This is a genomic window from Actinomadura sp. 6N118 (assembly GCF_044326415.1).
Classification (GTDB): domain Bacteria; phylum Actinomycetota; class Actinomycetes; order Streptosporangiales; family Streptosporangiaceae; genus Spirillospora.
Genome location: NZ_JBIRAZ010000044.1, coordinates 1 through 26595, shown reverse-complemented (window position 1 = coordinate 26595; position 26595 = coordinate 1). Strand labels below are relative to the sequence as shown.

Annotated in this window: 26 protein-coding genes and 1 tRNA gene; 25 read left to right on the top strand and 2 right to left on the bottom strand. The window is 68.2% G+C overall.

Annotation, left to right across the window (positions count from 1 at the left end; genetic code table 11):
* Window positions 1-9: 9 nt before the first annotated feature.
* Window positions 10-1506, top strand: coding sequence for a DHA2 family efflux MFS transporter permease subunit (locus ACH34W_RS53335; protein ID WP_395968972.1), 1497 nt, complete (start codon window positions 10-12; stop codon window positions 1504-1506).
* Here the strand turns inward: ACH34W_RS53335 and ACH34W_RS53330 are convergent.
* Window positions 1419-2540 carry an adenosine deaminase gene (locus ACH34W_RS53330; protein ID WP_395968971.1) on the bottom strand — a complete coding sequence of 374 codons (1122 nt, stop codon included), beginning with the start codon at window positions 2538-2540 and terminating at the stop codon, window positions 1419-1421. The two genes, ACH34W_RS53335 and ACH34W_RS53330, sit on opposite strands and share 88 nt — an antisense overlap.
* 248 nt (window positions 2541-2788) lie before the next feature.
* Here ACH34W_RS53330 and ACH34W_RS53325 point away from each other — a divergent pair, with 248 nt between their 5' ends.
* From ACH34W_RS53325 to ACH34W_RS53315, 3 genes are all read left to right on the top strand, one after another.
* A complete protein-coding gene (locus tag ACH34W_RS53325; RefSeq protein ID WP_395968970.1) occupies window positions 2789-3715 on the top strand; it encodes a hypothetical protein in 927 nt (308 codons plus the stop codon).
* A gap of 98 nt (window positions 3716-3813) precedes the next feature.
* The gene (locus ACH34W_RS53320) at window positions 3814-4323 is read left to right on the top strand and encodes a SigE family RNA polymerase sigma factor (RefSeq protein WP_395968969.1); all 510 of its coding nucleotides are present in this window, start codon (window positions 3814-3816) and stop codon (window positions 4321-4323) included.
* 3 nt (window positions 4324-4326) lie between these two features.
* Window positions 4327-5076, top strand: coding sequence for a hypothetical protein (locus tag ACH34W_RS53315; protein WP_395968968.1), 750 nt, complete (start codon window positions 4327-4329; stop codon window positions 5074-5076).
* A 226-nt stretch (window positions 5077-5302) separates the two neighbouring features.
* Here ACH34W_RS53315 and ACH34W_RS53310 read toward each other — a convergent pair whose 3' ends face one another.
* Window positions 5303-6514, bottom strand: coding sequence for a pyridoxal phosphate-dependent aminotransferase (locus tag ACH34W_RS53310; RefSeq protein WP_395968967.1), 1212 nt, complete (start codon window positions 6512-6514; stop codon window positions 5303-5305).
* A 239-nt stretch (window positions 6515-6753) separates the two neighbouring features.
* Here ACH34W_RS53310 and ACH34W_RS53305 point away from each other — a divergent pair.
* The 21 genes from ACH34W_RS53305 to ACH34W_RS53205 all read left to right on the top strand — a co-directional run.
* Window positions 6754-6826 (top strand) — tRNA-Trp (locus ACH34W_RS53305).
* 124 nt (window positions 6827-6950) lie between these two features.
* On the top strand, window positions 6951-7199 hold the full coding sequence (gene secE / locus ACH34W_RS53300) for a preprotein translocase subunit SecE (RefSeq protein ID WP_395968966.1): 249 nt from the start codon (window positions 6951-6953) through the stop codon (window positions 7197-7199).
* A gap of 93 nt (window positions 7200-7292) precedes the next feature.
* On the top strand, window positions 7293-8174 hold the full coding sequence (nusG, locus tag ACH34W_RS53295; protein WP_395968965.1) for a transcription termination/antitermination protein NusG: 882 nt from the start codon (window positions 7293-7295) through the stop codon (window positions 8172-8174).
* Window positions 8175-8420: 246 nt separating this feature from the next.
* Window positions 8421-8849, top strand: a complete 429-nt coding sequence (gene rplK / locus ACH34W_RS53290; RefSeq protein ID WP_395968964.1) for a 50S ribosomal protein L11 — start codon at window positions 8421-8423, stop codon at window positions 8847-8849.
* Window positions 8850-8924: 75 nt separating this feature from the next.
* Window positions 8925-9641, top strand: coding sequence for a 50S ribosomal protein L1 (gene rplA, locus ACH34W_RS53285; protein ID WP_395968963.1), 717 nt, complete (start codon window positions 8925-8927; stop codon window positions 9639-9641).
* A 212-nt stretch (window positions 9642-9853) separates the two neighbouring features.
* Window positions 9854-10708, top strand: coding sequence for a hypothetical protein (locus tag ACH34W_RS53280; RefSeq protein WP_395968962.1), 855 nt, complete (start codon window positions 9854-9856; stop codon window positions 10706-10708).
* 148 nt (window positions 10709-10856) lie between these two features.
* A complete protein-coding gene (locus tag ACH34W_RS53275; protein ID WP_395968961.1) occupies window positions 10857-11699 on the top strand; it encodes a hypothetical protein in 843 nt (280 codons plus the stop codon).
* A 309-nt stretch (window positions 11700-12008) separates the two neighbouring features.
* Entirely contained in the window at window positions 12009-12614 is a 606-nt protein-coding gene (gene rplJ, locus ACH34W_RS53270; protein ID WP_395968960.1) for a 50S ribosomal protein L10, read from the top strand.
* A 73-nt stretch (window positions 12615-12687) separates the two neighbouring features.
* Window positions 12688-13071 carry a 50S ribosomal protein L7/L12 gene (rplL, locus tag ACH34W_RS53265; RefSeq protein ID WP_395968959.1) on the top strand — a complete coding sequence of 128 codons (384 nt, stop codon included), beginning with the start codon at window positions 12688-12690 and terminating at the stop codon, window positions 13069-13071.
* A 578-nt stretch (window positions 13072-13649) separates the two neighbouring features.
* On the top strand, window positions 13650-14675 hold the full coding sequence (locus ACH34W_RS53260) for an ABC transporter ATP-binding protein (RefSeq protein ID WP_395968958.1): 1026 nt from the start codon (window positions 13650-13652) through the stop codon (window positions 14673-14675).
* 167 nt (window positions 14676-14842) lie between these two features.
* Window positions 14843-15541, top strand: a complete 699-nt coding sequence (locus ACH34W_RS53255) for an MlaE family ABC transporter permease (RefSeq protein ID WP_395968994.1) — start codon at window positions 14843-14845, stop codon at window positions 15539-15541.
* Window positions 15541-16389 (top strand): MlaE family ABC transporter permease, encoded by an 849-nt coding sequence (locus ACH34W_RS53250; protein ID WP_395968957.1) that lies wholly within the window; start codon window positions 15541-15543, stop codon window positions 16387-16389. Before ACH34W_RS53255 ends, ACH34W_RS53250 begins: the two co-directional genes overlap by 1 nt.
* 46 nt (window positions 16390-16435) lie before the next feature.
* A complete protein-coding gene (locus tag ACH34W_RS53245) occupies window positions 16436-17746 on the top strand; it encodes an MCE family protein (protein WP_395968956.1) in 1311 nt (436 codons plus the stop codon).
* Entirely contained in the window at window positions 17743-18774 is a 1032-nt protein-coding gene (locus ACH34W_RS53240) for an MCE family protein (protein WP_395968955.1), read from the top strand. The genes ACH34W_RS53245 and ACH34W_RS53240 overlap by 4 nt, the downstream gene beginning before the upstream one ends.
* Window positions 18775-19869, top strand: a complete 1095-nt coding sequence (locus ACH34W_RS53235) for an MCE family protein (RefSeq protein ID WP_395968954.1) — start codon at window positions 18775-18777, stop codon at window positions 19867-19869.
* An 18-nt stretch (window positions 19870-19887) separates the two neighbouring features.
* On the top strand, window positions 19888-21198 hold the full coding sequence (locus tag ACH34W_RS53230) for an MCE family protein (RefSeq protein ID WP_395968953.1): 1311 nt from the start codon (window positions 19888-19890) through the stop codon (window positions 21196-21198).
* Entirely contained in the window at window positions 21195-22499 is a 1305-nt protein-coding gene (locus tag ACH34W_RS53225) for an MCE family protein (RefSeq protein ID WP_395968952.1), read from the top strand. Before ACH34W_RS53230 ends, ACH34W_RS53225 begins: the two co-directional genes overlap by 4 nt.
* Window positions 22496-23926 (top strand): MCE family protein, encoded by a 1431-nt coding sequence (locus ACH34W_RS53220; protein WP_395968951.1) that lies wholly within the window; start codon window positions 22496-22498, stop codon window positions 23924-23926. The genes ACH34W_RS53225 and ACH34W_RS53220 overlap by 4 nt, the downstream gene beginning before the upstream one ends.
* Window positions 23923-24408: a hypothetical protein gene (locus tag ACH34W_RS53215; RefSeq protein ID WP_395968950.1), complete on the top strand. Its 486-nt coding sequence runs from the start codon at window positions 23923-23925 to the stop codon at window positions 24406-24408. Before ACH34W_RS53220 ends, ACH34W_RS53215 begins: the two co-directional genes overlap by 4 nt.
* Entirely contained in the window at window positions 24408-26018 is a 1611-nt protein-coding gene (locus ACH34W_RS53210; RefSeq protein WP_395968949.1) for a hypothetical protein, read from the top strand. The genes ACH34W_RS53215 and ACH34W_RS53210 overlap by 1 nt, the downstream gene beginning before the upstream one ends.
* Before the next feature lie 396 nt (window positions 26019-26414).
* The coding region (locus ACH34W_RS53205) for a hypothetical protein (RefSeq protein ID WP_395968948.1) at window positions 26415-26595 on the top strand (181 nt) is incomplete at its 3' end.

Sequence of the window (26595 nt, the reverse complement as noted above, 5' to 3'; positions counted from 1 at the left end):
GGAATGGTCATGCGGCATCACCCATTGAGAACGTTCATCGTGACCGGCATCGCGCTGTTCATGGTCTCTCTGGACAACCTGATCGTCACTAACGCGCTCCCTTCGATCCGGACCGACCTCGGCACGGGCCTGGAAGCGCTCGAATGGACCGTCAACGCCTACACGCTCACGTTCGCCGTCCTGCTGCTCACCGGCGCCGCCGTCGCCGACAGGTTCGGCCGCCGAAGGTTGTTCGCGATCGGCCTGACCGTCTTCACCGCGTCCTCCGCCGCCGCGGCCCTGGCTCCCGGAATCGGCACGCTGATCGCCGCCCGAGCGGTTCAGGGCGCGGGCGCCGCCATCATCACGCCGCTCACCCTGACCATGCTCGCCGCGGCGGTGCCCGCGGCCAAGCGCGGCCAGGCCCTCGCGGCGTGGGGCGCCATGAGCGGGCTGGGGGTGGCGCTCGGCCCGGTCGTCGGCGGCGCCCTCACCGACTACGCCGGCTGGCAGTGGATCTTCTGGATCAACGTGCCGATCGGCGTCGTCCTGCTCGCCCTCGTCCGGCCGTTCCTGAGCGAGAGCCACGGCCCGCGCAGGCCGCTCGACCTGATCGGCACCCTCCTGGTGAGCGCCGGCCTGCTCGGCATCGTGCTCGGCCTGGTGGAGGGCAACGGCCGGGGCTGGACCAGCGGCCTCGTTCTCGCGTCGTTGATCGTCGGCGCGGTCGTCCTGATGGGCTTCCTGTTGTACGAGGCGCGCGCCGCCCACCCGATGTTGCCACTGGCGCTGTTCCGTGGACGTGGCTTCAGCGCGGTCAACGGCACCGCGCTGGTGATGTCGTTCGGCATGTTCGGTTCGGTCTTCCTGCTCGCGCAGTTCCTCCAGGGTGTGCAGGGCATGTCCCCGCTCGAGGCAGGCGTCCGGACCCTGCCGTGGACGGCGATGCCCGTACTGGTCGCCCCGCTCGCCGCCCTGCTGATGGCGCGCATCGGCGCCCGCAACGTGCTGGTGATCGCGCTGGCGTTCCAGACCGCCGGAATCGTCTGGCTGAGCGCGGTGACGACCACCGACGCCTCCTACTCCGCGCTGCTGCCCGCGTTCGTCCTGGCAGGCATCGGCATGGGACTGTTCTTCTCGCCGCAGGCCCGCCTGGTCCTCGCCTTCGCGCCGCAGGAGCTCACCGGAGTCGCATCCGGCGTGAGCAACGCCCTCCGCCAGCTCGGCACGGTGCTCGGCATCGCGGTGCTCGGCGCGATCTTCGCCGCCAACGGCGACTTCGAGAGTCCCGCCGCGTTCACCGCCGGCCTCACCGCCGCGACCTGGAGCGGCGCCGCCGTCCTGGCCGTCGCGGTCGTCGTCGCACTGATCATCCCGACCCGGCTGCCCGCCACCGCCGCCCCGGCCGCCACTCCGGACCCAGCCGAACCGGCTAAGGCTCAGGCGTCCGCGTCCGAGCCCGCGTCTGTGTCCGAGTCCGAGTCCAAGTCCGCGTCTGTGCCCGCGTCCGAGTCCGCGTCGGCCTGAGGCCTCGCCAGCCAGTCGTCGATGTCGCCGAGGAGGCGCTTGCGGACGGCCTCGGGGGCGGCTGAGCCGCCGATCGACTGGCGGGCGAGCTCGGCCAGCTCCTCGTCGGTGAACCCGTGGTCGGTCCGCGCCAGCTCGTACTGCCGGACGAGGCGCGAGCCGAACAGCAGCGGGTCGTCGGCGCCCAGTGCGAGCCGCGCACCCGCCTCGAACAGGTCCCGGACGGGCACGTCGGCGGCCGTCCGGGCGACACCGAGACCGACGTTGGAGGCCGGGCACACCTCCAGCGTGACGCCGCGGTCGACGATCTTCTCCAGCAGGCTGCGGTCCTCGATGGCCCGCACCCCGTGCCCGATCCGCTCGGCCTCCAGGGTCTCCAGGCACTCTCGGACGCTCTGGGGCCCGAGCAGCTCGCCGCCGTGCGGGACGGCGAGCAGGCCGCCGCGGTGCGCGATGCGGAAGGCGCCTTCGAAGTCGTACGCGCGACCCCGGCGTTCGTCGTTGGACAGGCCGAAGCCGACGACGCCCCGGTCGGTGTAGCGCACCGCCAGGCGGGCGAGGGTCTTGGCGTCGAGCGGGTGCCGCGTGCGGTTGGCCGCGAGGACCAGGCCGATCCCCACCCCGGTGGCCGCCTCGGCCTCGCGGGCGGCGTCGAGGATGAGCTCGACGGTCGGCGTCAGCCCGCCGAAGCGCGCCGCGTACCCGCTCGGGTCGACCTGGATCTCCAGCCAGCCCGATCCCTCGGCGGCCTCGTCCTCCGCCGTCTCGCGCAGCAGCCGGCGCAGGTCGCCGGGGGTCTGGAGCACCGAACGCGCGATGTCGTACAGCCGCTGGAACCGGAACCAGCCGCGTTCGTCGGTCGCCTGCAGATGCGGAGGCCAGTCGTCGACCAGGGCGTCCGGCAGGTGCACGCCGCGCTCGTCAGCCAGCTCGACCAGCGTCGAGTGCCGCATCGAACCGGTGAAGTGCAGGTGCAGATGAGCCTTGGGCAGCGCGGCGAGGTCGCGGGATGCGGATCGGGAACGGGCCTCCATGAACCAATGTTGCCCGATCTTGCGACCGGCCGGTGCATGGACGGCCTGTGGATGCCCCCAGACCACCCGTGACGGTCATCACCCATGGCTCGGAACGACCAGAACCCATATGGGCACCGGCCGTACGGCGGCCCTCACCGAAAGTTCTCAAAAATACTTCCGGTGACCGTGCAACCCCGGTTCGGGGTCGCGCGTATATGAGGGGCGCAAGAGGTTCAGAGGGTCAGAAGGGACACAGCATGTTCACGATGAAGGCAGCCCTTATCGCGGCGTCCGCCGCTGGTGCCGTCGCGCTCGGCGGGGTCACGTGGGCCGCCACGGGTCAGTCGGGTCTCGGTCTTTCGGGTGGCTCGTCCAAGGCACCGGTGGACGCCCAGAAGGTGCGGGACGCGGTCCCCGCCGCGCCGCCCACCTGCCTGCCGAAGGCCGGGCTCCCCAAGGTGCCCGATGCCAAGGCGCCGAATCTCCCGAACGTGCCGAAGGCCCCGGACGTCTCGAAGCCGAACCTGCCGAACGTCCCGAACGCACCGAAGGCTCCCGACGCCAAGCCGTCGAACCTGCCCGACGTTCCCAATCCCAACGTCCCCGCCGTGCCGAAGGACGTCCCGGGCCTTCCCAAGGACGTCCCGGGTGTCCCCAAGGACGTCCCCGCGCTGCCGAACTGCCTGCCGGACACCGGCAGCCTGCCGTCCGGCACGCCGAGCAACCTTCCCACCAACGCACCGAAGCCCGAGCTGCCCAAGCTCCCTGGCGCCCCGAAGCTCAGCTGTGACAAGCTGCCTGCCCCAGTGCAGATCGGCGGCTCGATCGAGAAGACCCTCATCCAGCCGAAGGGCCTGCAGTTCGCGTCCGCGAACCACGGCTCCATCGAGCTGAAGTCGCGGAAGATCTGCGCGATCACGCAGAAGTGGACGGGCAAGGCCGGCCAGTGGCTTACCGTCGAACGTCTGAAGGTGCCCGCCGGGATCACCGAGCAGGACCTGCGCAAGGCCCTCAAGCTTCCCGAGACCGGTGGCAAGAAGATCTCGCTCAACGGAAGCCTCGCCTGGCAGAGCTCCGCGGGCACCGGGGTGCTTCTGTTCGACAAGGACGGCTACTCGCTCTTCGTCAACGGCAGCCCGGTGGTGGCCGGCAGCGTCAAGGACCTGACCAGCGCTCTGCAGCGGGTGCAGTAGGCACCGGGGGCGGACGGCCTTAGGCGCGTGGGGCCGTCCGCCACCGGCGACACAACCGAAAACCCTCCCAGCACCTGCTCACCGCCGGACGGAGCACAGTGGGTCGTCGAGACGACGAATCGTTCACCGAATTCGTGGTGGCGCGCGGAACCGCCCTGACGCGGACCGCCGCGCTTCTCTGCGGTGCCCGCCAGGATGCCGAGGATCTTCTGCAGGCCGCCCTGGAGAAGGCGTACCGGCACTGGGGCCGGATCGATCCCGAGACCGATCCCGAGCCGTATGTGCGGCGCATCCTGGTCAACCTGGCGATCAGCCGGTCGCGCAGGTGGAAGGTGCTGCGGGAGATCTACATGGCGCGGCCGCCGGACGAGCCGGTGGCCTCGCCGGTGCACGCGGTGGAGCTGCGCGGCACGCTCATGGACGAGCTGCGCAAGCTCGGCCCGCGGCAACGCGCGGTGCTCGTCCTGCGTTTCTGGGAGGACCTTTCGGAAGCGGAGACCGCGCAAGTGCTCGGCTGTTCGGTCGGCACGGTCAAGAGCCAGGCGTCCCGGGGCCTCGCCAGGCTCCGAGAACGACTCGGCACCAACATGGCGCCGATGGGGAGATGAGCGATGGACCTGGAGAGCGAACTGCGTGAGGCCATGGCGGAGCACACCGCCGAGGCATCGGCTCCGGCCTCGCTCGCGGCGGCGGTACGGCACCGGCACCGCCGCCGCGTGGCCCGGATCCGCACGACGGTGGGCGTGGCCGCCGCCGCGGCTGTGGCGATCGCCGTGGTGCCCTCCTACCGGTCGATGAACGCGGGTCCGGTGAGCGCGTCCCAGACCCCTACGTCCCCCGGCGCGGCGGCATTGCCGCCGGGGCCGGAGAAACCACCCGCCTCGGGCCCGGCGCGGCCCCCCCACTCGACGGACGGGCCCGGGGCGGGATCGAGCAGGCAGCCGACGACGCCCGGCACCACGCCAGGCGGGAACGGCGGTCCGCTCCCGACCGGCGGAGGGAAGCTCAAGCTCCCAGCATGGGTGACCTATCTGCCGTCCGGTCTGACCGCGGCGGGCCCCTGCGGCGCCGACCGGAGTGGGCGCCAGACGACCACGACGTGCCGCTGGCGCGGCCCGTCCGGCTCGGTGGAGGTACGCGTCGTCCGCGGCATGGGCCTCGCCGGGCCGGAGAGCCTGGCCACGTTCCCGGCCGTGCCGACGCCCACCGCCGTCCGCGGCCGTCGCGCGATCATGTCCGACCGGCCGGACGCGGTCCGTCAGATCGCGTGGCTGGATCGTCCAGGTGTGGGGATCCTCGTGGTGACCGGCGGTGCCGCGCGCGACCGGCTGCTCCAGATCGCCGAGGGCATCCGTCTCTAGGACGAGGGCATCCGTCCCTAGGAACGGCACCACGAGGGCGACGGAGCGCCTACCGCATGCTCGCTCGGCCGCCTAAGCGGAGGCGAGGCCAGGCGAGACGGAGGACACCGCCCTCGGCACCTGACGCGACGAGAGCGCCCTGGCGGGTTTCCGCCAGGGCGCTCTCCGGGCCTTACGGTGTCGGTGGGCCCCGGTGTCTGGTGGCCCGGTGTTTGGTGGCCCGGTGTCAGTGGGCCTCGGTGAGGAGCTTGTTGACCCGGGAGACGCCCTCGACGAGGTCGTCGTCGCCCAGTGCGTACGACAGCCGGAAGTAGCCGGGGGTGCCGAACGCCTCGCCCGGCACCAGAGCGACCTCGGCCTCCTCCAGGATCAGCGAGGCGAGTTCGACCGAGGTCTCGGGACGCTTGCCGCGGATCTCCTTGCCGAGCAGCTCCTTGACCGAGGGGTAGCAGTAGAACGCGCCCTCGGGCTCCGGGCAGAACACACCCGGGATCTCGTTGAGCATCCGGACCATCGTCTGGCGGCGCCGGTCGAACGCGGTGCGCATCTCGGCCACCGCGTCCAGGTCGCCGGTCACCGCGCCGAGGGCGGCGGCCTGCGCGACGTTGGAGACGTTGGAGGTGGCGTGCGACTGCAGGTTGGTCGCGGCCTTGACCACGTCCTTGGGGCCGATCATCCAGCCCACCCGCCAGCCGGTCATCGCGTACGTCTTCGCCACGCCGTTGAGCACCAGGGTGCGGTCGGCCAGCTCGGGCACCACGACCGGCATCGAGTGGAACTCTGCGTCCCCGTACACCAGGTGCTCGTAGATCTCGTCAGTGATCACCCAGAGGTCGTGCTCAGCCGCCCAGCGGCCGATCGCCTCGATCTCGTCGCGCGAGTAGACGGCGCCGGTCGGGTTGGACGGCGACACGAACAGCAGCACCTTCGTCCGGTCGGTGCGCGCGGCCTCCAGCTGCGCCACGCTCACCCGGTAGCCGGTGGTCTCGTCGGCCACCACGTCCACCGGCACGCCGCCGGCCAGCTTGATCGACTCGGGATAGGTGGTCCAGTACGGCGTCGGCATGATCACCTCGTCGCCCGGATCGAGCAGCGCCGCGAACGCCTCGTACACCGCCTGCTTGCCGCCGTTGGTGACCAGCACCTGCGCGGCCTCGACCCGGTAGCCGGAGTCGCGCTCGGTCTTCTCCGCGATGGCGGTCTTCAGCTCGGGGAGGCCTCCGGCGGGGGTGTACTTGTGGAAACGCGGCACTCTGCACGCGGTCACCGCCGCCTCGACGATGTAGCCGGGCGTGGGGAAGTCCGGTTCGCCCGCGCCGAAGCCGATGACCGGGCGGCCCGCCGCCTTCAGCGCCTTGGCCTTGGCGTCGACGGCCAGGGTGGCGGACTCGGAGATGGCGGAGATGCGCTTTGAGATGCGAGGACGGTCAGTGCTCATGTCCCTATCGTTACAGAGGACCACCGATGCCCACGTCCCTATTTCGCACTCCCCGCACGAAGATCTCAGTCGGGCATCGCGGCCGGTCGCGCCGTACGGCCGCGGAGATCCCCGGGGATCTTCTGGCCGTCTGGTTCGACGAGTGGGCCCTCATCCACGTAGACTCACCCCGCAGTGACGCGACACCGGCATACGGCCATGTCTTGAAAGGGCCGTAAGCTGGAATCAGTCACTACTGAAGGGCAGTGGCTCAATTGGCAGAGCTCCGGTCTCCAAAACCGGCGGTTGGGGGTTCGAGTCCCTCCTGCCCTGCGAGGTGCGGTGCGCGCACCCGTGCCCGGCCAGGTCATGGCACGCCGTCATGGCGCGCTGGTGGCGGGCAGGCGCTACAACCACATAGTGGTTGATCACGACCTATGAGGTGAACGGCGGCACAATGGCGACTGAGACCAGCAGCGGCGAAGCCGCTGCCAAGGATGAAGGCAGGAAGCCCGCAGGTAAGCGGACGTCTCCACCTCTCTTCGTGCGCCAGATCATCGCCGAGCTGCGCAAGGTCATCTGGCCCACGCGCAAGGAGCTCATCACCTACACCACGGTCTGCCTGGTGTTCGTGCTGGTCATGATCGGGATCGTGGCGGGGCTGGACTGGGTGCTGACCAAGGGCATCTTCTGGGTGTTCGGCTGAGCCTGACCGGCCCGGCCGTCCCTGTCACAGGCATCGACCACACGCATCGCCTGAAATTCCATCATCGGAAATCGTTCGAGAGAAAGAGTCACCGTGTCCGAGTCCACACAGCCCCACGACGAGGCCATCGAACAGGCCCAGTCTGCAGCGGCTGCTGAGGCCGACCCGGCGGACGAGTTCGCCGCGCCGGCGGACGAGGCGACTGCCGAGCCCGCCGACGTCGAGGCCGCCGAGGCCTCCGCGGCGGACGCCGAGAGCGAAGACGCCGTGGTCAGCGACGCCGCGGCCGCCGACGAGGCCGGGGCCGACGCCCCTGCCGATGACGAGGCTCCCGTCGATGAAGTCGAGGAAGCCGAGGAAGAGGTCGACGCGGGGCCGCCCGTCGACCCGTACGCGGACTTCAAGATGCAGCTGCGGCTGCAGCCGGGCGACTGGTACGTCGTCCACTCCTACGCGGGGTACGAAAACCGGGTCAAGACCAACATCGAGACCCGGACCCAGACGCTCAACATGGAGGACTACATCTTCCAGATCGAGGTCCCTCAGCACGAGGTGACCGAGATCAAGGGCGGCAAGCGGCAGAAGGTCAACGAGAAGGTCCTGCCGGGCTACATCCTGGTCCGCATGGAGCTCACCGACGAGTCGTGGGCCGCGGTCCGCAACACCCCGGGCGTCACCGGCTTCGTCGGCCTGTCCAACAAGCCGTCCCCGCTGAGCCTGGACGAGGTCGCCAACCTGCTGGCCCCCGAGCCGGAAGAGGGCAGCCCGGCCAAGGCCAAGGAGCAGGCCAAGGTCGCCGCCACCGTCGACTACGAGGTCGGCGAGTCGGTCACCGTCATGGACGGCCCGTTCGCCACCCTGCCCGCCACGGTCAACGAGATCAACGCCGAGCAGCAGAAGTTGAAGGTGCTGGTCTCGATCTTCGGCAGAGAGACTCCGGTGGAGCTGTCGTTCAACCAGGTCTCCAAGATCTGACACCTGTGGAGCACGCCCTCGCGTACGCGGGGGCGTTCTTCATGGCATAAACTTGCCAGTCGGCCCCGCCAGCGCGGGGATGGCTCGCTCAAGGTCTTCGTGTCGATCTTTGGACGCGAGACTCGGCCCCGCATCAGCGGGGATATGAGCTCCAATGATCCCAACACCGCGGTCAACGTTCCGCCGTGGTGTTGCCCGTCCCACGGGAGTCGGGATCACAGTGAAACGGAACGCAAGGGGTGAGGCATGCCTCCCAAGAAGAAGATCGCCGCCGTCGTGAAAGTGCAGCTCCAGGCCGGCCAAGCGACTCCCGCGCCGCCCGTCGGTACCGCGCTCGGTCCGCACGGCGTCAACATCATGGACTTCTGCAAGCAGTACAACGCTGCCACGGAGTCCCAGCGCGGCAACGTCATCCCCGTAGAGATCACCATCTACGAGGACCGCTCGTTCACCTTCATCACCAAGACCCCGCCGGCCGCGCAGCTCATCCTGAAGGCCGCGGGCGTGGAGAAGGGCAGCGGCGAGCCGCACAAGACCAAGGTCGGCTCGGTCACCCGCGACCAGATCCGCGAGATCGCCACGACCAAGATGCCCGACCTCAACGCCAACGACCTGGCCGCCGCCGAGAAGATCGTCGCCGGCACCGCCCGTTCGATGGGCATCGAGGTCAAGTAAGTCTCCTCACGGGGTATCCCTGAGGACGTGGGAGGGTCGCCCGCCGCGGCCCGCTCTACCACCAAGGAGCAAGGCATGAAGCACAGCAAGGGTTACCGCAACGCGGCCGACAAGATCGACCGGGACCGGTTCTACAGCCCGGCCGAGGCCGTCGCGCTGGCCAAGGAGACCGCGGTCACCAAGTTCGACGCGACCGTCGAGGTCGCCCTGCGGCTGGGCGTCGACCCCCGCAAGGCCGACCAGATGGTCCGCGGCACCGTCAACCTGCCGCACGGCACCGGTAAGACCGCCCGCGTGCTGGTCTTCGCCGGTGGCGCCAAGGCGGACGAGGCCCGTGAGGCCGGCGCCGACCTGGTCGGGTCGGACGACATGATCGAGAAGATCCAGGGCGGTTTCCTGGACTTCGACGCCGTCGTCGCCACCCCGGACCAGATGGGCAAGGTCGGCCGCCTGGGCCGCGTGCTCGGCCCGCGTGGCCTGATGCCCAACCCGAAGACCGGCACCGTCACGATGGACGTGGCCAAGGCCGTGACCGACATCAAGGGCGGCAAGATCGAGTTCCGGGTCGACCGGCACGCGAACCTGCACTTCATCATCGGCAAGGCGTCCTTCAGCCAGCGCCAGCTGGTGGAGAACTACGCCGCCGCGGTCGACGAGATCCAGCGTCTCAAGCCGTCCGCCGCCAAGGGCCGGTACGTGAAGAAGGCCGTCATCACCACCTCGATGGGCCCGAGCGTCCCGGTGGACCCGAACGCGGTCCGCAACCTGACCGCGGAGCTCGACGAGGCCTGATCTTCCGCCTGGTCACCAGCCTGATCAGCAGTACCGAAGAGGGGCACTCCCAGCCGGGAGTGCCCCTCTTCGGCGTCTGCGCAAGGCTTTTGGGGGTACGCCCCGGGTCGTACCACGTCGGGCTCTATTGGTACCAGCGGGGGATGTGGCCCGAAGCACGCCGGACGAAACTGGATCTCATCGGGCAGGGCAACGAAGGAGGCTCATTCCTCATGAAGCGCCGATTCGCCGTGGTGGCCGGCGGCACCGCCGTGGGTGCCGCGCTGCTCGTCTCCGGATGCGGAGCCGAGAATGGCGCCAACACCGACAACATGAAGCTCAGTGCCGCTCAGGCGCTGACCAAGACCTCGGAGAGGACCAGCCAGGCCGACACGTTCAAGGCCGAGTTGACCGTGACCGAGACCGGTGGCGGCGCCGGCAAGGTCCACGCCACCGGGCAGTTCAGTCTCAAGCCGACGCTGACGTTCAGTGCCCAGCTCGATGAGGTCAGCCGCGGCGGCCAGGCCGTGCCGGGCATCAAGGGGCAGGCCATCTTCACCGGCGACGCGCTGTACGCCAAGGTGCCGCAGCTGGCGAGGTTCGTGGCGAACGGCAAGCCCTGGGTGAAGATCGACGTCAACAAGCTGGGGCAGTCTGCCGGCTTCGACGTCAAGAGCCTCATCGACCAGGTGCAGAAGGTCAGCCCGGCCGAGCAGACCAAGATGTTCACCGGCTCGAAGGACGTGCGCCGGGTCGGCCAGGAGAGCGTCGACGGCGTCAAGACCACGCACTACTCCGGCACGGTCACCGTGCAGGACGCGCTCAACCGGCTCGACGCCCAGACGCGCCAGAAGGTGCAGAACTGGTTCCCGAAGGGCGCGCCCACCGAGAAGATCAACTTCGATCTGTGGACGGACAAGGACGGGCTGCCGCGCAAGCTGGAGTCGAAGGGCGGTACCGGGAAGGACTCGGGCACCGTGACCGTGCTCTACAGCGACTACGGCAAGAAGGTCAGCGTGAACCCGCCGCCTGCCGACCAGACCGGCGAGCTCTCCCTCAACGGGCTGCTGGGAGGCACTCCCAACTAGGGACATGACCGGCATGAAGGGCCATGACGTACTCGTTACGTCATAGGCCCTTCTTCCGTGTTTGAACCTGGCAGGTCTCGCAAGCGTCTAACATTTCCGTCCGGTCATCGCCGCCCGGATGACCGCGACATCCAACAGAGGAGATCACATGATTCGGCGCTTCGCAGCGGGCACGGCGGTGGCCACCGGCCTCGCCCTGTCGCTCACCGGCTGTCTTGGAGCGGCCAAGGACAAGGCGGGCGAGACCGGCACCCAGATCCAGCTCAGCGCCGCGCAGGTGCTCGGCAAGGCCGCGGAGAAGACCGGCCAGACCGACACCTACAAGGCGGACGTGACCATCGACGGCACCATGTCCCAGGGCTCCATGAAGATGCACATGGTCATGCAGACGAGGCTCCGGCCGACGCTGGCCATGGCGATCAACATCGACTCGGCGAACGTCGGCGGCCAGTCGATGCCCGGCGGCGGCGGCATGGAGATGCGGCTCGTCAGCGACGCCATGTACATGAAGATCCCGGGTCTCGCGGCGCAGAACAACGGCAAGCCATGGGCGCGGATGTCCCTCTCCGCCCTGGGTGGGAACTACGACCAGCTCCTCCAGCAGGCACAGCAGCAGAACCCGGCCGAGCAGACCAAGCTCCTCACCGGCTCCAAGGACGTCCGCGAGGTCGGCACCGAGAACGTGGGCGGCGTCCAGACCAAGCACTACAGCGGCACGGTCTCACTGAACGAGGCGCTCGCCAAGCTCGACGCCCAGAGCCGGCAGAAGATGGAGAAGGCCTACCAGCAGCTCGGCACCCAGAAGATCGGCTTCGATGTCTGGGTCAGCGACGACTCGCTTCCGCGCAAGATCGTCAGCAAGGTGCAGACCGGCATGGGCGCCGTGAACACCACGATGCTCTTCAGCGACTTCGGCAAGCCGGTCGAGGTGTCCGCGCCCCCGGCCTCGGAGGTCGGCGAGTTCAAGATGCCGAGCCTCGGCGGCAACTGATCATCAATCTGGGCGCCCTGAGTACCCTGAGCGCCTGACCACGGGACCGCGTCCGACACACGGGCGCGGTCCCGATTTGGTACGAGGGGGATCGAGCACGTACTCTGTTCACTGCCGAAGACCGCCGGTCGTCACCTCACGGTGACCGAAGGACCCGATTCATTCGGGCGGCCCGCGTAGGTGAGACGAGAGCTTCCTGTACGACCTCCGCGTCGTGCCTGACGCCCCGTGCGCCTGCGCCGGGGCGTTCGCTGTTTCTCCAAGCCTTTCGCCCCGGCGGCTTCCACCCAGGTAATCGGAAGGAGGCCCATGGCAAAGGCCGAAAAGGCTGCGGCAGTCGCCGAGCTCAAGAACGCGTTCGAGAGCTCCAACGGCGCCGTGCTGACCGAGTACCGCGGGCTCACGGTGGCGCAGCTCAAGGAGCTGCGCACCAACCTCGGCGAGAACGCGAAGTTCGCCGTGGTGAAGAACACGCTGACCAAGCTGGCCGCTGACGGCGCCGGGCTGGACGAGCAGTTCACGTCGCTGCTCGAGGGCCCGTCGGCCATCGCCTTCGTCAACGGTGACGTGGTCGAGGCTGCCAAGGGGCTGCGTGACTTCGCCAAGGCCAACGAGCACCTGGTGATCAAGGGTGGCTTCATCGACGGCAAGTCGATGGACGCCGCCGAGGTCGCCAAGCTCGCAGACCTCGAGTCGCGCGAGGTGCTCCTCGCGAAGCTCGCGGGGGCGATGAAGGGCAACATGGCCAAGGCCGCTGCCGTCTTCGCCGCCCTGCCGACGCAGACGGCCCAGCTCGCCGAGGCGCTCCGCGCCAAGCGCGAGGCCGCCGGCGAGACCGTCGAGGCTCCGGCCGCGGCTCCCGCCGACGACGCCCCGGCCCCCGAGGCCGCTGCTGACGAGGCGCCCGCCGAGTAACGGTCCACCCGGATCAGGACCCCGCGGTCCACGCAAGACCCCACGTTTTTTAGCCATAGCGGAGGAACACATCATGGCGAAGCTCAGCCAGGACGATCTGCTCGACGCCTTCAAGGAGATGACCCTCCTTGAGCTGTCCGAGTTCGTGAAGCAGTTCGAGGAAGTATTCGACGTCAAGGCCGCCGCCCCGGTCGCCGCCGCCGGCCCTGTCGGCCCGGCCGCCCCGGTCGAAGAGGCCGTGGTCCAGGACGAGTTCGACGTCGTCCTCGAGGCCGCCGGCGACAAGAAGATCCAGGTCATCAAGGAGGTTCGCGCGCTCACGAGCCTCGGCCTCAAGGAGGCCAAGGACCTGGTCGACGGTGCGCCCAAGCCGCTGCTCGAGAAGGTCAACAAGGAAGCGGCCGACAAGGCCAAGGAGGCCCTGGAGAAGGCCGGCGCGACGGTCACCGTCAAGTAAGGCTTCTCCGAGCTCCGGAGCCGAGACGGCTCCACTGCTCTCCAAGAGGCGGTCACCCCGACGGGGTGACCGCCTCTTCGTGTCAGGAGGCGATCTGGGAGCCGTTCGGGCTATCAGAACTTGTCCGAACGTGACAAAAACACGATCGAACCTGCTGTGAGGAGCTAGTTGTGGGCCTCAGCGCGTGCCCCGTAGCGTCACCGTTCAACCAGCACAGCCCTAGAACCTCAACCAGCACACCCCTAGAACCAGTCCAACCCCTTGCTTGAGGCACCTCTTCTCGGCCCAGTAGTCTCACAGGCGGCGTAAGTAACGATTGTCTTACGACGTCGCATTTTGCCGCTGATCTGGGCAGGAACCTCTTCCATTTCCAGAAAGGGCCGCTACGGTAGTGGCACCCGCCACAGCTACCGGCCGGTAGCAACGGGGCGGACGCACGATGTGACGACAACTTCACCGTGAACTCCAGCTCGCCGCCACCCCACCCCCGTCCCCGCGGGCAGAGCGGCGTCACAGTCTGGGTTCGCTACTCGATCATTGGGTTCCGGATTCCCCCCGGCCTGGACGAAAGGTGACGAGTGGGCGTCGAGATTCGCGTCGAAGGACTGACAAAGGCCTTCGGCAGCCAGACCATCTGGCAGGACGTATCGCTAACGCTGCCCGCAGGAGAGATCTCCGTTCTCCTGGGTCCTTCGGGCACGGGCAAGTCGGTCTTCCTGAAGTCCCTGGTCGGGTTGCTCAAGCCCAACCGTGGTCACATCTGGGTCGGCGACCGGGACCTGCCGTACCTCCCCGAGAGCCAGCTGTACGAGACCCGCAAGCTGTTCGGCGTCCTCTTCCAGGACGGCGCCCTGTTCGGCTCGATGAACCTCTACGACAACATCGCGTTCCCGCTCCGCGAGCACACGAAGAAGTCCGAGTCCGAAGTCAAGCGCATCGTCATGGAGAAGATGGAGCTGGTCGGCCTGATCGGCGCCGAGGGCAAGCTCCCCGGTGAGATCTCCGGCGGTATGAAGAAGCGCGCCGGCCTGGCCCGCGCCCTCGTGCTCGACCCCGAGATCCTGCTGGTCGACGAGCCGGACTCCGGCCTCGACCCGGTCCGCACGGCGTACCTCAACCAGACGATCGTCGACCTGAACGCCGAGCTGAACGCGACGTTCCTCATCGTCACCCACGACATCAACACCGCCCGGACCGTTCCGGACAACATCGGCCTGCTGTTCCGCCGCGAGCTGGTGATGTTCGGCCCGCGCGAGATGTTGTTGTCGAGCGAGGAGCCGGTCGTCCGGCAGTTCCTCAACGCCCGGCGCGTCGGCCCCATCGGCATGTCCGAGGAGAAGGACGTCTCCGAGCTGGAGGCCGAGGCCAAGATGGGCCTGGACGTGGGCAAGCTGCCCCCGATCCCGCCGCAGCAGATGCCCAGCAGCGGCCGCGTCCGCCCGGCGCAGCACGCGCCCGGCGCCTGGTGCGCCGCGCACGGCATCACGCCGCCTCCCGGCTCGTTCATCGACGACATGGGCCGCAACTGGGTCGAGGAGTGGCCGCGCTACGTCGCGGCCATGAGCCCGGTCGCCGGTCAGCAGCCCCCCGGAGCAAGGTACTGATGTCAACTCCTGGTATCGGCGCGGACCAGCGAGGGGGCAAGAAGGGCAACGGCTCTTCCGGCACGTCTTCTTCCGGCACGCTCCAGAAGGTCGGGGACGGCGCGGCGAACATCGCGATCAGGGAACCCGGGCGCTTCTTCGCGTTGTGCCTGGACACCTTCCGCGCGATGTTCGTGTGGCCGTTCCAGTGGCGCGAGTTCGTCCAGCAGGCATGGTTCATCGTCAGCGTGACCGTGGTGCCGACGATGCTGGTCGCCATCCCGTTCGGCGGCATCCTGTCGCTGCAGGTGGGCGGGCTCATCCGGCAGCTCGGCGCGCAGTCCTTCACCGGCGCCACCGCGGTGGTCGCGATCGTCCGCGAGGCCAGCCCGCTGGTCACCTCGCTGCTGGTCGCGGGGGCCGCGGGTTCGGCCATGTGCGCGGACATCGGCTCGCGCAAGATCCGCGAAGAGATCGACGCGATGGAGGTGCTGGGGATCAACCCCCTGCACCGCCTCGTCGTGCCCCGCATGCTGGCCTGCGCGTTCGTCGCGCTGTTCCTGAACGGCCTGGTGTCGGTGGTCGGCCTCATCGGCGGCTACGTCTTCAACGTCATGTTGCAGGACGGCACCCCCGGCGCGTACCTGGCGTCCTTCAACGCGATCGCGCAGCTGCCCGACCTGTTGCAGGCCGAGCTCAAGGCGTTCGTCTTCGGTATCACGGCGGGACTGGTCGCGGCCTATAAGGGGCTGAACGCGAAGGGCGGTCCGAAGGGCGTGGGCGACGCGGTCAACCAGACCGTCGTCATCACGTTCATGCTGCTCTTCCTGGAGAACTTCGTGATCTCCGCCTTGTACTTCCAGTTCATTCCCCAGAAGGGCATGTGATGGCTGCCCCTGGCAAGACGGGGAAGGCCGCCACCAAGGCGCTCAACGCCCCCCTCGACCGCATGGAGGACCTCGGTCGCCAGCTGTCGTTCTACGCCCGGGCGTTCGCCTGGTTCTTCCGGGTGCTGCGCCGCTACCGCACCGAGGTGCTGCGGCTGCTCGCCGAGGTGAGCCTCGGGACGGGCGGTCTGGCGGTCATCGGCGGCTCCGTGGTGATCGTCGGCTTCATGACGTTCTTCACCGGCAGCCAGGTCGGCCTCCAGGGCTACAACTCCCTGAACCAGATCGGCACGGCGGCGCTCACCGGCTTCGTGGCGTCGTACTTCAACACGCGTGAGATCGCGCCGCTGGTGTCGGCGCTGGCGCTGTCGGCGACGGTCGGCTGCGGCTTCACCGCCCAGCTCGGCGCGATGCGGATCTCCGACGAGATCGACGCGCTGGAGGTCATGGCGGTCCCGTCGATGCCGTTCCTGGTGACGACCCGCCTGATCGCCGGGATGCTCGCGGTGATCCCGCTCTTCATCGTGGGCCTGCTGGCCTCGTACGGCGCCACCCGGCTGGTCGTCACGTACTTCTACGGGCAGTCGACCGGCACGTATGACCACTATTTCAATCTGTTCCTACCGCCCTATGACATCTTGTGGGCGTTCGGCAAAGTGATCGTCTTCGCGACGCTCGTGATGCTCATCCATTGCTACTACGGCTACAACGCCAGTGGCGGCCCCGCGGGCGTCGGTGTCGCGGTGGGCCGTGCGGTGCGCACCAGCATCGTCGTCATCAACGTGGCCGACCTGCTGCTCGGCATGGCGATCTGGGGAGCCACCACGACCGTACGGATTGCGGGGTGATGGCTCGATGACGCACGGTGCTTCCGGGAATGCGAGCGCGAACGGCATGTCCCAGCGTGTGCGCTACCAGCTGCTGGGCCTGTCCATGGTCATCGTCGTCGCGCTGCTGCTGGTGCTGACCGTCGCCCTGTTCAACAAGGCGCTCACGCCGGTGATCAAGGTGAAGGTCGACGCCGAGCGCGCCGGGCTCCAGCTGTTGCCGCGTTCGGACGTGAAGGTCCGCGGCCTGATCGTGGGTGAGGTCCGGGGGACGCACGCGTCCGCTGACGGCGCCGTGCTGGACCTGGCGCTCGACCCCGACAAGGCCAAGCTGATCCCGAACAACGTCCAGGCCCGCCTGATCCCCAAGACGCTGTTCGGTGAGAAGTACGTCGACCTGACGATCCCGGCCCAGGCCGGCCCGCTCGGGCTGCGCAAGGGCCAGACGATCCAGCAGGACCGGTCGCAGACCGCGGTCGAGATCGACAAGGTGCTCAACAACCTGCTGCCGCTGCTGCAGGCGGTGCGGCCGGAGAAGCTGAACGCCACCCTGAACGCGCTGTCCACCGCGCTCCAGGGCCGCGGCGACCAGCTCGGGCGCAACCTGGAGCAGGTCGACTCGCTGCTGAAGAAGCTCAACCCCGAGCTGCCGACGCTGGTGTACGACCTGAACGCGCTGTCGGACACCGCCGACATCTACAGCGACGCCGCGCCGGACCTGCTGCAGACGTTGCGCAACCTCAACGTCACCAACAAGACGATCGCCGACAAGCGCGCCACGATCGAGCAGATCATCCCCATGGTCACCGGCACTGCCGAGAAGGGTGACCGGTTCATGCAGGTCAACGGTCCCAAGATCATTGGGGTCAACGTCGCCAACCGGGCCGGGCTCGCGCTGTTCGCCCGCTACTCGCCGGCCTTCCCCTGCACGATCGCGGGCATGAGCAAGCTGGCGCCCGAGACCGAGCGGACCGCCGGCGCCAACGGTTCGACGACGTTCAACCTGACGGTCGAGATCGTCAAGCCGCGGCCGCCGTACAAGAACCCGCTCGACCTGCCCGAACCCAGGGACCACCGCGGGCCGCGCTGCTACAACATGCCCAACCCCAAGGTCCCCTTCCCCGACTACCTCGCGCTGGACGGCACCGAGGACGACCTGTGGTGGAAGAACCCCGATCCGCCCAACGCCCCCGCCAACGCCGGCACCCGCGGCCGGGCGACCTCGGGCGTCTTCCTCGACCCGGGCTCCATGAGTGAGAAGGAAAAGATCAAGAACCTCCTCGGTCCGATGACGCGGACCCCGGCGGACGAGGTGCCGGATGTGGCGGAGCTGCTGTTCGGCCCGCTCCTGCAGGGATCGGTGGTGACGGTCAAGTGAAGACCACGAGCGCCGCGATCAAGCTCGGCATCTTCGTCGTCCTGACCTCGCTGGTGACCGGCGTGCTGGCGATGGCCATCTCCAACGTGCGGTTCGCCGACACCCGCAGCTACAAGGCGATCTTCACCGACGTGGCCGGGCTGCTGGAGAAGGACGACGTCCGCGTGGCCGGCGTCCGGGTCGGCCAGGTCGAGAAGATCAAGCTGTACCAGGGCAATAAGGCCGAGGTCACGTTCAGCGTCCAGAAGTCCGGCGTGTTCGAGGCGGGCATCCCCACGTCCACTCAGGTACAGGTGCGCTACCGCAACCTGGTGGGCCAGCGGTACGTGGCGCTGACGGAGGGGGCGGGTGCGACCAACGACTATCTGCGTCCCGGCGGCACGATCCCGATCACGCAGACCAAGGCGGCGCTGGACCTGACCGTCCTGTTCAACGGGTTCAAGCCGCTGTTCAAGGCCCTGGAGCCCGACGACGTCAACAAGCTGGCGTTCCAGATCGTCCAGACCCTGCAGGGCGAGGGCGGCACGGTCAACAGCCTGCTGTCGCACGTGGCGTCGCTGACCAACACGCTGGCCAACCGGGACCGGGTCATCGGCCAGGTCATCGACAACCTCAACAGCGTGCTGGGCACCGTCGACCAGCGGCACGACGAGGTCAACCGGCTGATCGGCGATCTGCGCGGCTTCGTCAGCGGGGTGGCCGACGACCGCAAGGCGATCTTCGACTCGGTGGCGGCGCTCAACGACCTGTCCGGCACCACCGCCGGCCTGCTCGCCGAGGCGCGGCCCGGCATCCAGAACGACATCGCGGGCCTGCGGACGCTGGCCGCGACGTTGAACCGCAACGACGACAAGCTCGAACTGGCGTTGAGGCGGACCCCGCAGCGCCTGGAGGGGTTGATCAACATCTCCTCGTACGGCGGCTGGTTCAACATGTACATCTGCGGCATGGACGCGAAGGTGCGGCTGCCGGGCGGCCCGATCTACCAGACACCGGCGATCGTGAACGACAACCCGAGGTGCAAGTAGATGAGGATCCCCTTCCGGGAACGCAACCCGGTCCCCATCGGGCTTGGCGCCTTCGCCATCATCATCGTCCTGCTCGCGCTGGCGATGAACCTCGGCAGCATCCCGTTCATCAACGGCAACCGGACGCACACCGCCGCGTTCGCCGAGGCCGCCGGGCTCAAGCCGGACGAGGAGGTCCGGATCGCCGGCGTCAAGGTCGGCAAGGTCACCGGCACCGACCTCGACGGCGACCATGTCAAGGTCACCTTCCAGGTGGACAACGACGTGAAGCTGGGCGACCTGACCCGCGCCGAGATCAAGATCAAGACCGTGCTGGGCGCGCACTACCTGTCGCTGGACCCGCGCGGCGGCGGCAAGCTCGGGAAGCAGATCCCGCTCGACCGGACCGCCACCCCGTTCGAGGTGGTCCCGGCGATCAGCCAGCTGAGCCAGCGGCTCCAGAAGATCGACTACCAGCAGGTCGCGAAGTCCTTCGACGTCCTGTCCGACACGTTCAAGAACTCGCCGGACGAGATCCGGGCCTCGCTCAAGGGACTGCGGAGGTTGTCCAGCACCATCGCCTCCCGCGACGAGGAACTGCACGAGCTGGCCGGCCGGGCCAGGAACGTGTCGCAGTTGCTGGCCGACCGCAACCAGGACTTCGCCAAGCTGATCGAGGACGGCGACAAGATCCTGCAGGCCGTGCAGGCCCGGCGGGCCGTCATCCACCAGCTGCTGATCAACACGGTGTCGCTCTCCCAGCAGATCAACGCGCTGATCAAGGAGAACCAGGCCCAGCTGAAGCCGATGTTGCAGAACCTCTCCGGCGTGACCAACATCCTGCTGAAGAACCAGCAGAACCTGGACCGGACGATCGAGCTGTTCGCGCCGTTCGCGCGGCAGTTCTCCGATGTCACCGGCAACGGCCGCTGGTTCGACGCCTGGATCCAGAACCTGATCCCCATCCCCGCCCACATCGAGGACCCGCCGAGCCAGAACGGCGGCAACGGAACCCGCGCCCCGAACCAGAACGGCGGTCAGAACGGGACGCAGGGCGGCCAGAACGGTGGTCAGAACGGCAACAACAAGGGCAACCCGCTGCCCTTCCTCCCGTGAGCGAGCAGGCAGGTATCCGTGCGTAATTCAGGAACCATCCTCCGGCTCGGCGGCGCGATCCTCGCCGTCGCGGTGCTGGCGGCCGCGCTCGTGCTCGCCCTCCGGGAGCCTGAGCAGCGGTACATGACGGCCTACTTCGCCAAGACCGTCGGCCTCTACAAGGGCGCCGACGTGCGCATCCTCGGCATCAAGGTCGGCCGGGTCGAGAGTGTGGCCCCGGCCGGCAACTCGGTCAAGGTCGAGCTGAAGTACGACGCCAAGTACAAGGTGCCCGCCGACGCCCAGGCCGTGATCGTCAACCAGGCCCTGGTCGCCGACCGCTACATCCAGCTGACCCCCGTCTACAAGGGCGGCCCGGTCATGCCGGACAAGTCGACGCTGACCATCAACCGCACCGCGGTGCCGGTCGAGGTCGACGAGATCGGCTCCAGCCTGAACGACCTCAACAAGGCCCTCGGGCCCGACGGCGCCAACAAGCCCGGCGCGAACGGCCAGCAGGGCTCCCTGTCCCGGCTGCTGCAGGTCGGCGCCGACACCCTCGAAGGCCAGGGCACCGACATCCGCCAGACGATCAGCGACACCTCCAAGGCGCTCAGCACGCTCAGCGCCGACCGCGAGGACGTCGCCAAGACGATCGAGAACCTGCGGGTCATCACCGGCGCCATGCGGGCCAACGACGCGCAGATCCGGCAGTTCAACGGCCACCTCAACGGGGTGTCCGGGCAGCTGGCGGGGGAGAAGGAGGAGCTCAGCGCCGCGCTGAACACCCTCGGCCCGACACTGCGCAACGTCCAGCGCTTCATCAAGGACAACCGCGGCGAGCTGTCGAAGAACGTGCGCCAGCTCGCCCAGATCACCGGCACGCTGGTGAAGCAGAAGGACGCCCTCGCCGAGTTCCTGACGGCCGCGCCGCTGGCGATCAACAACACGGCGCGCGCGTACGACCCGATCAGCGGCACCGTCCACCAGCGCGCGGACCTACGGCAGTTCCACGACCTGGCCGACTGGATCTGCTCGCTGGCGTACTCGGTGGGCACCCCGGCCAAGCAGTGCCTGGACTTCGTCCGCCCGTACAACGGCATCGGCAAGGCGCTGACCGGGCTGAGCCTGGACCTGTCCTGGATCACCGCGCTGACCACGCACTACGACCCCGTGCCGATCCCGCCGGACGCGTACCCGCCGGGTGAGGGCCCGGGCACCAGGGGCTCCGGCACCAAGAGCACCAAGACCAAGAACCAGCAGACCAGGACCGGCGGCCAGCAGGCAGGTGGCCAGAACGACCACCAGCCTCGCGGCATCAACGGTCTGCTGCCGGGAGGTGGCGAATGAGGCGGCCGTACATCGGGCTCGCCGCGGCGGCCCTCGCCGGAGTGACGGCCCTGTCGGGCTGCTCGTTCCGCGGCGTGGACTCGATCCCGCTGCCCGGCGGGCCCGACGTGGGCGACAACCCGCTCAGCGTCAAGGTCGAGTTCCAGAACGTGCTGGACCTGGTGCCGCAGTCGGTGGTCAAGGTCAACGACGTCTCGGTGGGCAAGGTCGAGAAGATCGACCTCGCGGGCGGGGGCGGCACCGCGGCCCCCGGCGCGCCCGGTGGCCAGAGCGGCTGGCGCGCGGTGGTCACCGTCAAGATCCGCCGGGACACGAAGTTGCCCGACAACTCCGTGGCGACCATCGGCCAGACCAGCCTCCTGGGCGAGAAGTTCGTGGCGCTCTCGTCGCCGCCGCGGCCCGAGGCCCCGACCGGCCAGCTGGGCGACAACGACCTGATCCCGCTGGCCCGGACGACCCGCAGCACCGAGATCGAAGAGGTGCTCTCGGCGCTGTCGCTGCTGCTCAACGGCGGCGGGCTGGAACAGGTCTCGACGATCACCCACGAGCTCAGCTCGGCCATGGGCGGGCGCGAGGCGACGATCAAGTCGGTGCTGCACCGGGTCGACACGTTCGTGGGCACCCTCGACCGCAACCGGGCTTCGATCGTCCGCGCGATCGACAGCATCGACCGCCTGACCGGCAAGCTGTCGGCCGAGCGCGCGACGATCGCCGACACCATCGACAAGGCCGGGCCCGCGGTCGACATCCTCAACCGCAACCGGGCCGACCTCACCAAGATGCTGGTGTCCCTGGACAAGCTGAGCCGCCGGACCACCGGCGTGATCAAGGCGTCCCAGGACGATCTGCTGGCCAACCTGCGGGACGTCGACAAGGTCCTGCGCAACCTCAACAAGTCCGGCGACGCGCTGCCCAAGACGCTGGAAGCCATGCTCGCCTTCCCGTTCTCGCCCTCGTTCAACAACGTGGTCAAGGGCGACTTCGGCAACGTGCGGCTCACGCTCGACCTGGACATGGAGAGCCTCGCCCGCAACCTGCTCGGCGGCACCGACCTGGAAGGCCTGCTCAACAGTGGCCAGGGCATGCGCAGTCTCCTCAAGGTCCCGAACATGACCCTCCCGCAGAGGCCGCTGGGCGTCCTGCCCAACATGCCGGGTGACAACTCCGGCGGTGGCCTCCCCGGTCTTCCCGGCCAGAACGGCGGTCAGAACGGCGGGAAGACGGGCGGCAACACCGGCGGCAAGCCCCGTTCGATGGGCCAGTCCGATCTGGAGGCGTTGATGACGGGGGGCCTCTCGTGATCCTCAAACGAGGCGTCAAGTTCCAGCTGGTCGTCTTCGCGATCGTCACGATCCTCGGCGTCAGCATCGTCGCGGTGAACTACCTCAAGATCGGCGCCGGTCTGCTGGGCCGCCAGTACACCGCGTACGTCGATCTGAGCGACTCCGGCGGCGTCTTCACCAACGCCGAGGTCACCTACCGCGGTGTGGCCGTCGGCCGGGTCGGCCCGATCCAGCTCACCCAGGACGGCATCAAGGTCAAGCTCCAGCTCGACCGGGGCAAGCGCATCCCGCGCGAGGGCACGTCGGCCGTCGTGGCCAACCGCTCGGCGGTCGGCGAGCAGTACATCGACCTCCAGCCGAGCAAGAACACCGGGCCCTACCTCGACGAAGGCGACCCGTACACCATCCCGCGGCAGCTCACCCGGCTGCCGGTCTCGACCGCGGAGCTGCTGCGGAACGTCGACCGGCTGGTGACCTCGGTCAACCCGAAGGACCTCGGCACCATCGTGGACGAGCTGGACAAGGCGTTCGCCGGTTCCGGCACGGACCTGCAGAAGATCCTCGACGACACCGACCGGCTGCTGAAGACCGCCGAGGCGGCCTACCCCGACACCAAGCAGCTGCTGGACAACAGCAAGATCGTGCTCGACACCCAGCGCTCTCAGGGCGCCGACATCAAGGGCTTCGCGCGCAACCTGAACGAGCTGACCACGCAGATCCGGCGGGACGACCCCGCGCTGCGGGCCACGCTCGACGCCACCCCCGGCGCGGTCGACCAGGTGGACAAGACGATCACCGACCTGTCTCCGACGCTGCCGGTGCTGCTGGCCAACCTGACCACGACGGGCCAGGTCATCACCTCCCGTCAGGCGGGGCTGCGGTCGCTGTTCATCCTCTATCCGGTGGCGGTCGCCGGTAACTTCACCGTGATGCCCGGCGACGGCACCCAGCACCTCGGTCTCGCGTTCAACATCGACGCGCCGCAGCCGTGCATCAAGGGCTACGAGAAGACCCAGCGCCGCTGGCCGCAGGACACCAAGCCCAAGAAGCCGCGCCTGGACGCGGGCTGCAAGCTGCCGAACAGCTCGCCCACCGACGTCCGCGGCTCCCGGAACGTGCCCAAGTCCTCGATCGTCAAGCCTCCGGCGCTCCCGCCGGGCGCCACTGACGGCGCCGGCTTCCCCGAGGGCGGTGCGACCGGCACGAAGGCCAAGGCCGACCAGCAGCGCGCCTCGGTGAACGGCCAGGCCACCGGGCAGGACGCGAGCCAGATCTTCATTCCCTTCCCGTCGAACGCAGTCGAATTGGCCGGGTACGATCCAGCGACCGGCGCGGTCTATGGGCCGGACGGCAAGCGTTATGCCATGCCCAAGACCGCGGGATCCCGTCAGTTGGGAGAAGAAGCCTCGTGGAAGTGGCTCCTGCTCGGGCCGTTGGCGCAATGAACAAGACCTCCAGGCTCACGACGCTGGTCCTCGGCGTGCTCGTGATCGGGCTCGCCGTAGCCGTCATCTGGGTGGGCGTCATCGTCTTGCAGAAGAAGAGCGACGCCGACCAACGCGCCAAGGCCGTCCAGGCCGCCCGCCAGATGGGCGTCAACCTGATGACCGTCGACCACGCCAGCGCCCAGAAGGACTTGGACCGGATGCTCGCCGGCACGACCGGCGACCTGAAGAACCAGCTCGCCACGCAGTCCAAGGTCTTCATCGACTCCGTCACGAAGGCCCAGACCAAGTCCACCGTCAGCCAGGTGGACGCGGCCGTGGTCTCCATCGACGGCGACTCCGCCGAGGTCATGGTCTCCCTGAACGGCATGGTCACCAACCCCAAGGTCCCCGGCGGCGTGACCAGGCCCTACCGGTACCTGATGGATCTGACCAAGTCCGGTGACCGCTGGCTGGTGTCGAAGTTGGAGATGGTCCCGTAATGGCTAAGAACGCCGCCGCCACCCCGGCGGAGAGGGCCCAGGAGGCGGAACGCCGGGCACGCCTGGCCGAAGAAGCCGCCGAGCGGGCCCGCGAAGCCGCCAGGCTCGCCAAGGAAGCCGCCGCAGCCGCAGCCGCCGCCGAAGCCGCCGAGGCCGAAGCCGAAGCCGCGATGGCCGAAGCCGAAGCAGAAACCGCCGCAGCCGACGCCGCCGTCGCCAAGGCCGAGCTGACCAATCCCAACGGCGCATCCAAGGCCGACGACAGTGAGCCCGCCGACACGGCCGAGACCGACGACGCGCCCAGCCCCGACACACAGGCCAAGGGCAAGGGCGTGGTCAAGGCCGGCGACGCGGCAGATGCCCCTGACGCAGCCAAAGCTGACGTGGACGAGACCGTCGACACAGATGACGACGATGGGGCTAAGCCAGGCGCGAAGGCCAAGGCCACCGCCGTGAGCAAGTCCGACGGTGTGGATGAGGCTGCCGACGCGATCGAGGCTTCTGGCGAGAGCGATACGGCCGCCGTGGCCGACTCGGCCGATTCCGACCTCAACGGCGAATCGAACAGCGACAACAGCGAGATCGACGAGGCACGCAAGCCCGCGGCCAAGGCCAAGACCGGGCGGGCTGGCAAGTCTGGCGGTGCGTCCAAGACCGGGCGTGCGGGCAAGACCGACCCCGCAGCCAAGGCGGGCGACGCTGACGATGCCCCTGGTGCGACCGACGCTGACGGTGAAGCTGCCGAGGCCGGCGCCGACGCCAAGGCCAGTGCTGAGAGCAAGTCCAGTGGTGTGGATGAGCCCACTGATGCTGACGCGGCAGATGACGCCGGCGCGACCGAAGCTGCTGATGTTGATGGCGATGCCCCAGCTGTGGCCAAGACTGGCCGCAAGTTCAGGTTCGGCCGTAAGGCCAAGGCACGTAATGGCACAGAACGCGCTGAGACGGCTTCTGAGGCGGTCGAGGCCGTAGCCACGGGTGAAAGCGAACGTTCTGCGGCGGACGCCGAGGATGGCGCTGAGGCCGATTCAGGTGGTGAAACCGGGGCAGAGTCCGTCGTTCTGAAGAAGTCCCGCGAGTCCACGACTTCTGGGGACAATGCCGACGACAAGTCCCGGAAGCGTGGTTCCGGGGTGTCGGTGCTGACCGTGGTGCTGGCGGTGCTGGCTGTGGCGTTGTCCGCAGGAGTGGTGGCGCTGGGGTTGAACGTCCGGGACCGGAGCGCGACCGAGCAGGCCACCCGCCAGGGGACGTTCGCGGCTTCACGGGCGGCGCAGGACCTGTCCTCGTTCGACTACAGGACGCTTGAGGACGACTTCAAGAGCGCCTCGGCACAGACCACCGGGAAGCTCCGTACCGACTACGACAAGCTGGCTCAGTCGCTGCGTTCGACCGCCGTCAGCCAGCAGGCGGTGTCCACCACGACGATCCTCAAGGTGGGTGCGGTCAGCGCCTCGCCGAAGAAGGTCGTCGTGCTGGTCTACGCCAACCGCTCCACGGCGAGGAGCACCGACAAGGAGAAGCGGCTCCCCGAGTCGCTGCGCATGAAGATGACCATGGTCAAGGTCGGCGACAAGTGGCTCGCCTCCGAACTGACGGTGATCTCGTAAACCCAGCTGATTCTGAGCCGAACGATCACCCTGCGAGGGGTGGTCGTTCGCCTGTTTCCAGGGGCTTCTACAGGGGCTACTGGTGAGTAGGGGCGGGAACCTTAAACTATGGCCTTCCTCACTGCAGGTCAGAGCCCGAAAAGTCCATGTCCGCTCTTGACTCTTGGGCCTTCAGGGGCGATGCTCCAAGGCAACTGTGATGCATACTGCGGCGGTAGAGTTGCGAGCGGTGTGGTGGTCGGCTACACTGCCCCTTTGCGCTGCCCTTTGACTATCCTCGTGTGAGAGCAACCCTGCCTGGGCCCGTTTTGGGGTCTTCTGAGCCAGTCTCGCACCTGGATCGTCTGGCGTGCGTGTCGTCAGTTACGCCGCGAGCCCTCGGAAGGACCACCACTCTTGGCAGCCTCGCGCAACGCCTCGAATACCGCAACCGGTCCGAACCGCGTCTCCTTCGCGCGCATCAAGGAGCCGCTCGAAGTCCCGGACCTCCTTGCTCTGCAGACCAACTCTTTTGACTGGCTGCTGGGTAATGAGAGGTGGAAGGCCCGGGTCGAGGCGGCCCAGAAGGCCGGAAGTA

Coding starts and splice junctions, on each gene's coding strand:
- rplA (WP_395968963.1), top strand. CDS start 8,925: ATGAAGCACAGCAAGGGTTACCGCAACGCGGCCGACAAGATCGACCGG.
- ACH34W_RS53225 (WP_395968952.1), top strand. CDS start 21,195: ATGAGGCGGCCGTACATCGGGCTCGCCGCGGCGGCCCTCGCCGGAGTG.
- ACH34W_RS53215 (WP_395968950.1), top strand. CDS start 23,923: ATGAACAAGACCTCCAGGCTCACGACGCTGGTCCTCGGCGTGCTCGTG.
- rplJ (WP_395968960.1), top strand. CDS start 12,009: ATGGCAAAGGCCGAAAAGGCTGCGGCAGTCGCCGAGCTCAAGAACGCG.
- ACH34W_RS53280 (WP_395968962.1), top strand. CDS start 9,854: ATGAAGCGCCGATTCGCCGTGGTGGCCGGCGGCACCGCCGTGGGTGCC.
- ACH34W_RS53325 (WP_395968970.1), top strand. CDS start 2,789: ATGAAGGCAGCCCTTATCGCGGCGTCCGCCGCTGGTGCCGTCGCGCTC.
- ACH34W_RS53255 (WP_395968994.1), top strand. CDS start 14,843: ATGTTCGTGTGGCCGTTCCAGTGGCGCGAGTTCGTCCAGCAGGCATGG.
- ACH34W_RS53275 (WP_395968961.1), top strand. CDS start 10,857: ATGATTCGGCGCTTCGCAGCGGGCACGGCGGTGGCCACCGGCCTCGCC.
- ACH34W_RS53330 (WP_395968971.1), bottom strand. CDS start 2,540: ATGGAGGCCCGTTCCCGATCCGCATCCCGCGACCTCGCCGCGCTGCCC.
- rplK (WP_395968964.1), top strand. CDS start 8,421: ATGCCTCCCAAGAAGAAGATCGCCGCCGTCGTGAAAGTGCAGCTCCAG.
- ACH34W_RS53315 (WP_395968968.1), top strand. CDS start 4,327: ATGGACCTGGAGAGCGAACTGCGTGAGGCCATGGCGGAGCACACCGCC.
- ACH34W_RS53250 (WP_395968957.1), top strand. CDS start 15,541: ATGGCTGCCCCTGGCAAGACGGGGAAGGCCGCCACCAAGGCGCTCAAC.
- rplL (WP_395968959.1), top strand. CDS start 12,688: ATGGCGAAGCTCAGCCAGGACGATCTGCTCGACGCCTTCAAGGAGATG.
- ACH34W_RS53210 (WP_395968949.1), top strand. CDS start 24,408: ATGGCTAAGAACGCCGCCGCCACCCCGGCGGAGAGGGCCCAGGAGGCG.
- ACH34W_RS53245 (WP_395968956.1), top strand. CDS start 16,436: ATGTCCCAGCGTGTGCGCTACCAGCTGCTGGGCCTGTCCATGGTCATC.
- ACH34W_RS53335 (WP_395968972.1), top strand. CDS start 10: ATGCGGCATCACCCATTGAGAACGTTCATCGTGACCGGCATCGCGCTG.
- secE (WP_395968966.1), top strand. CDS start 6,951: ATGGCGACTGAGACCAGCAGCGGCGAAGCCGCTGCCAAGGATGAAGGC.
- ACH34W_RS53235 (WP_395968954.1), top strand. CDS start 18,775: ATGAGGATCCCCTTCCGGGAACGCAACCCGGTCCCCATCGGGCTTGGC.
- ACH34W_RS53310 (WP_395968967.1), bottom strand. CDS start 6,514: ATGAGCACTGACCGTCCTCGCATCTCAAAGCGCATCTCCGCCATCTCC.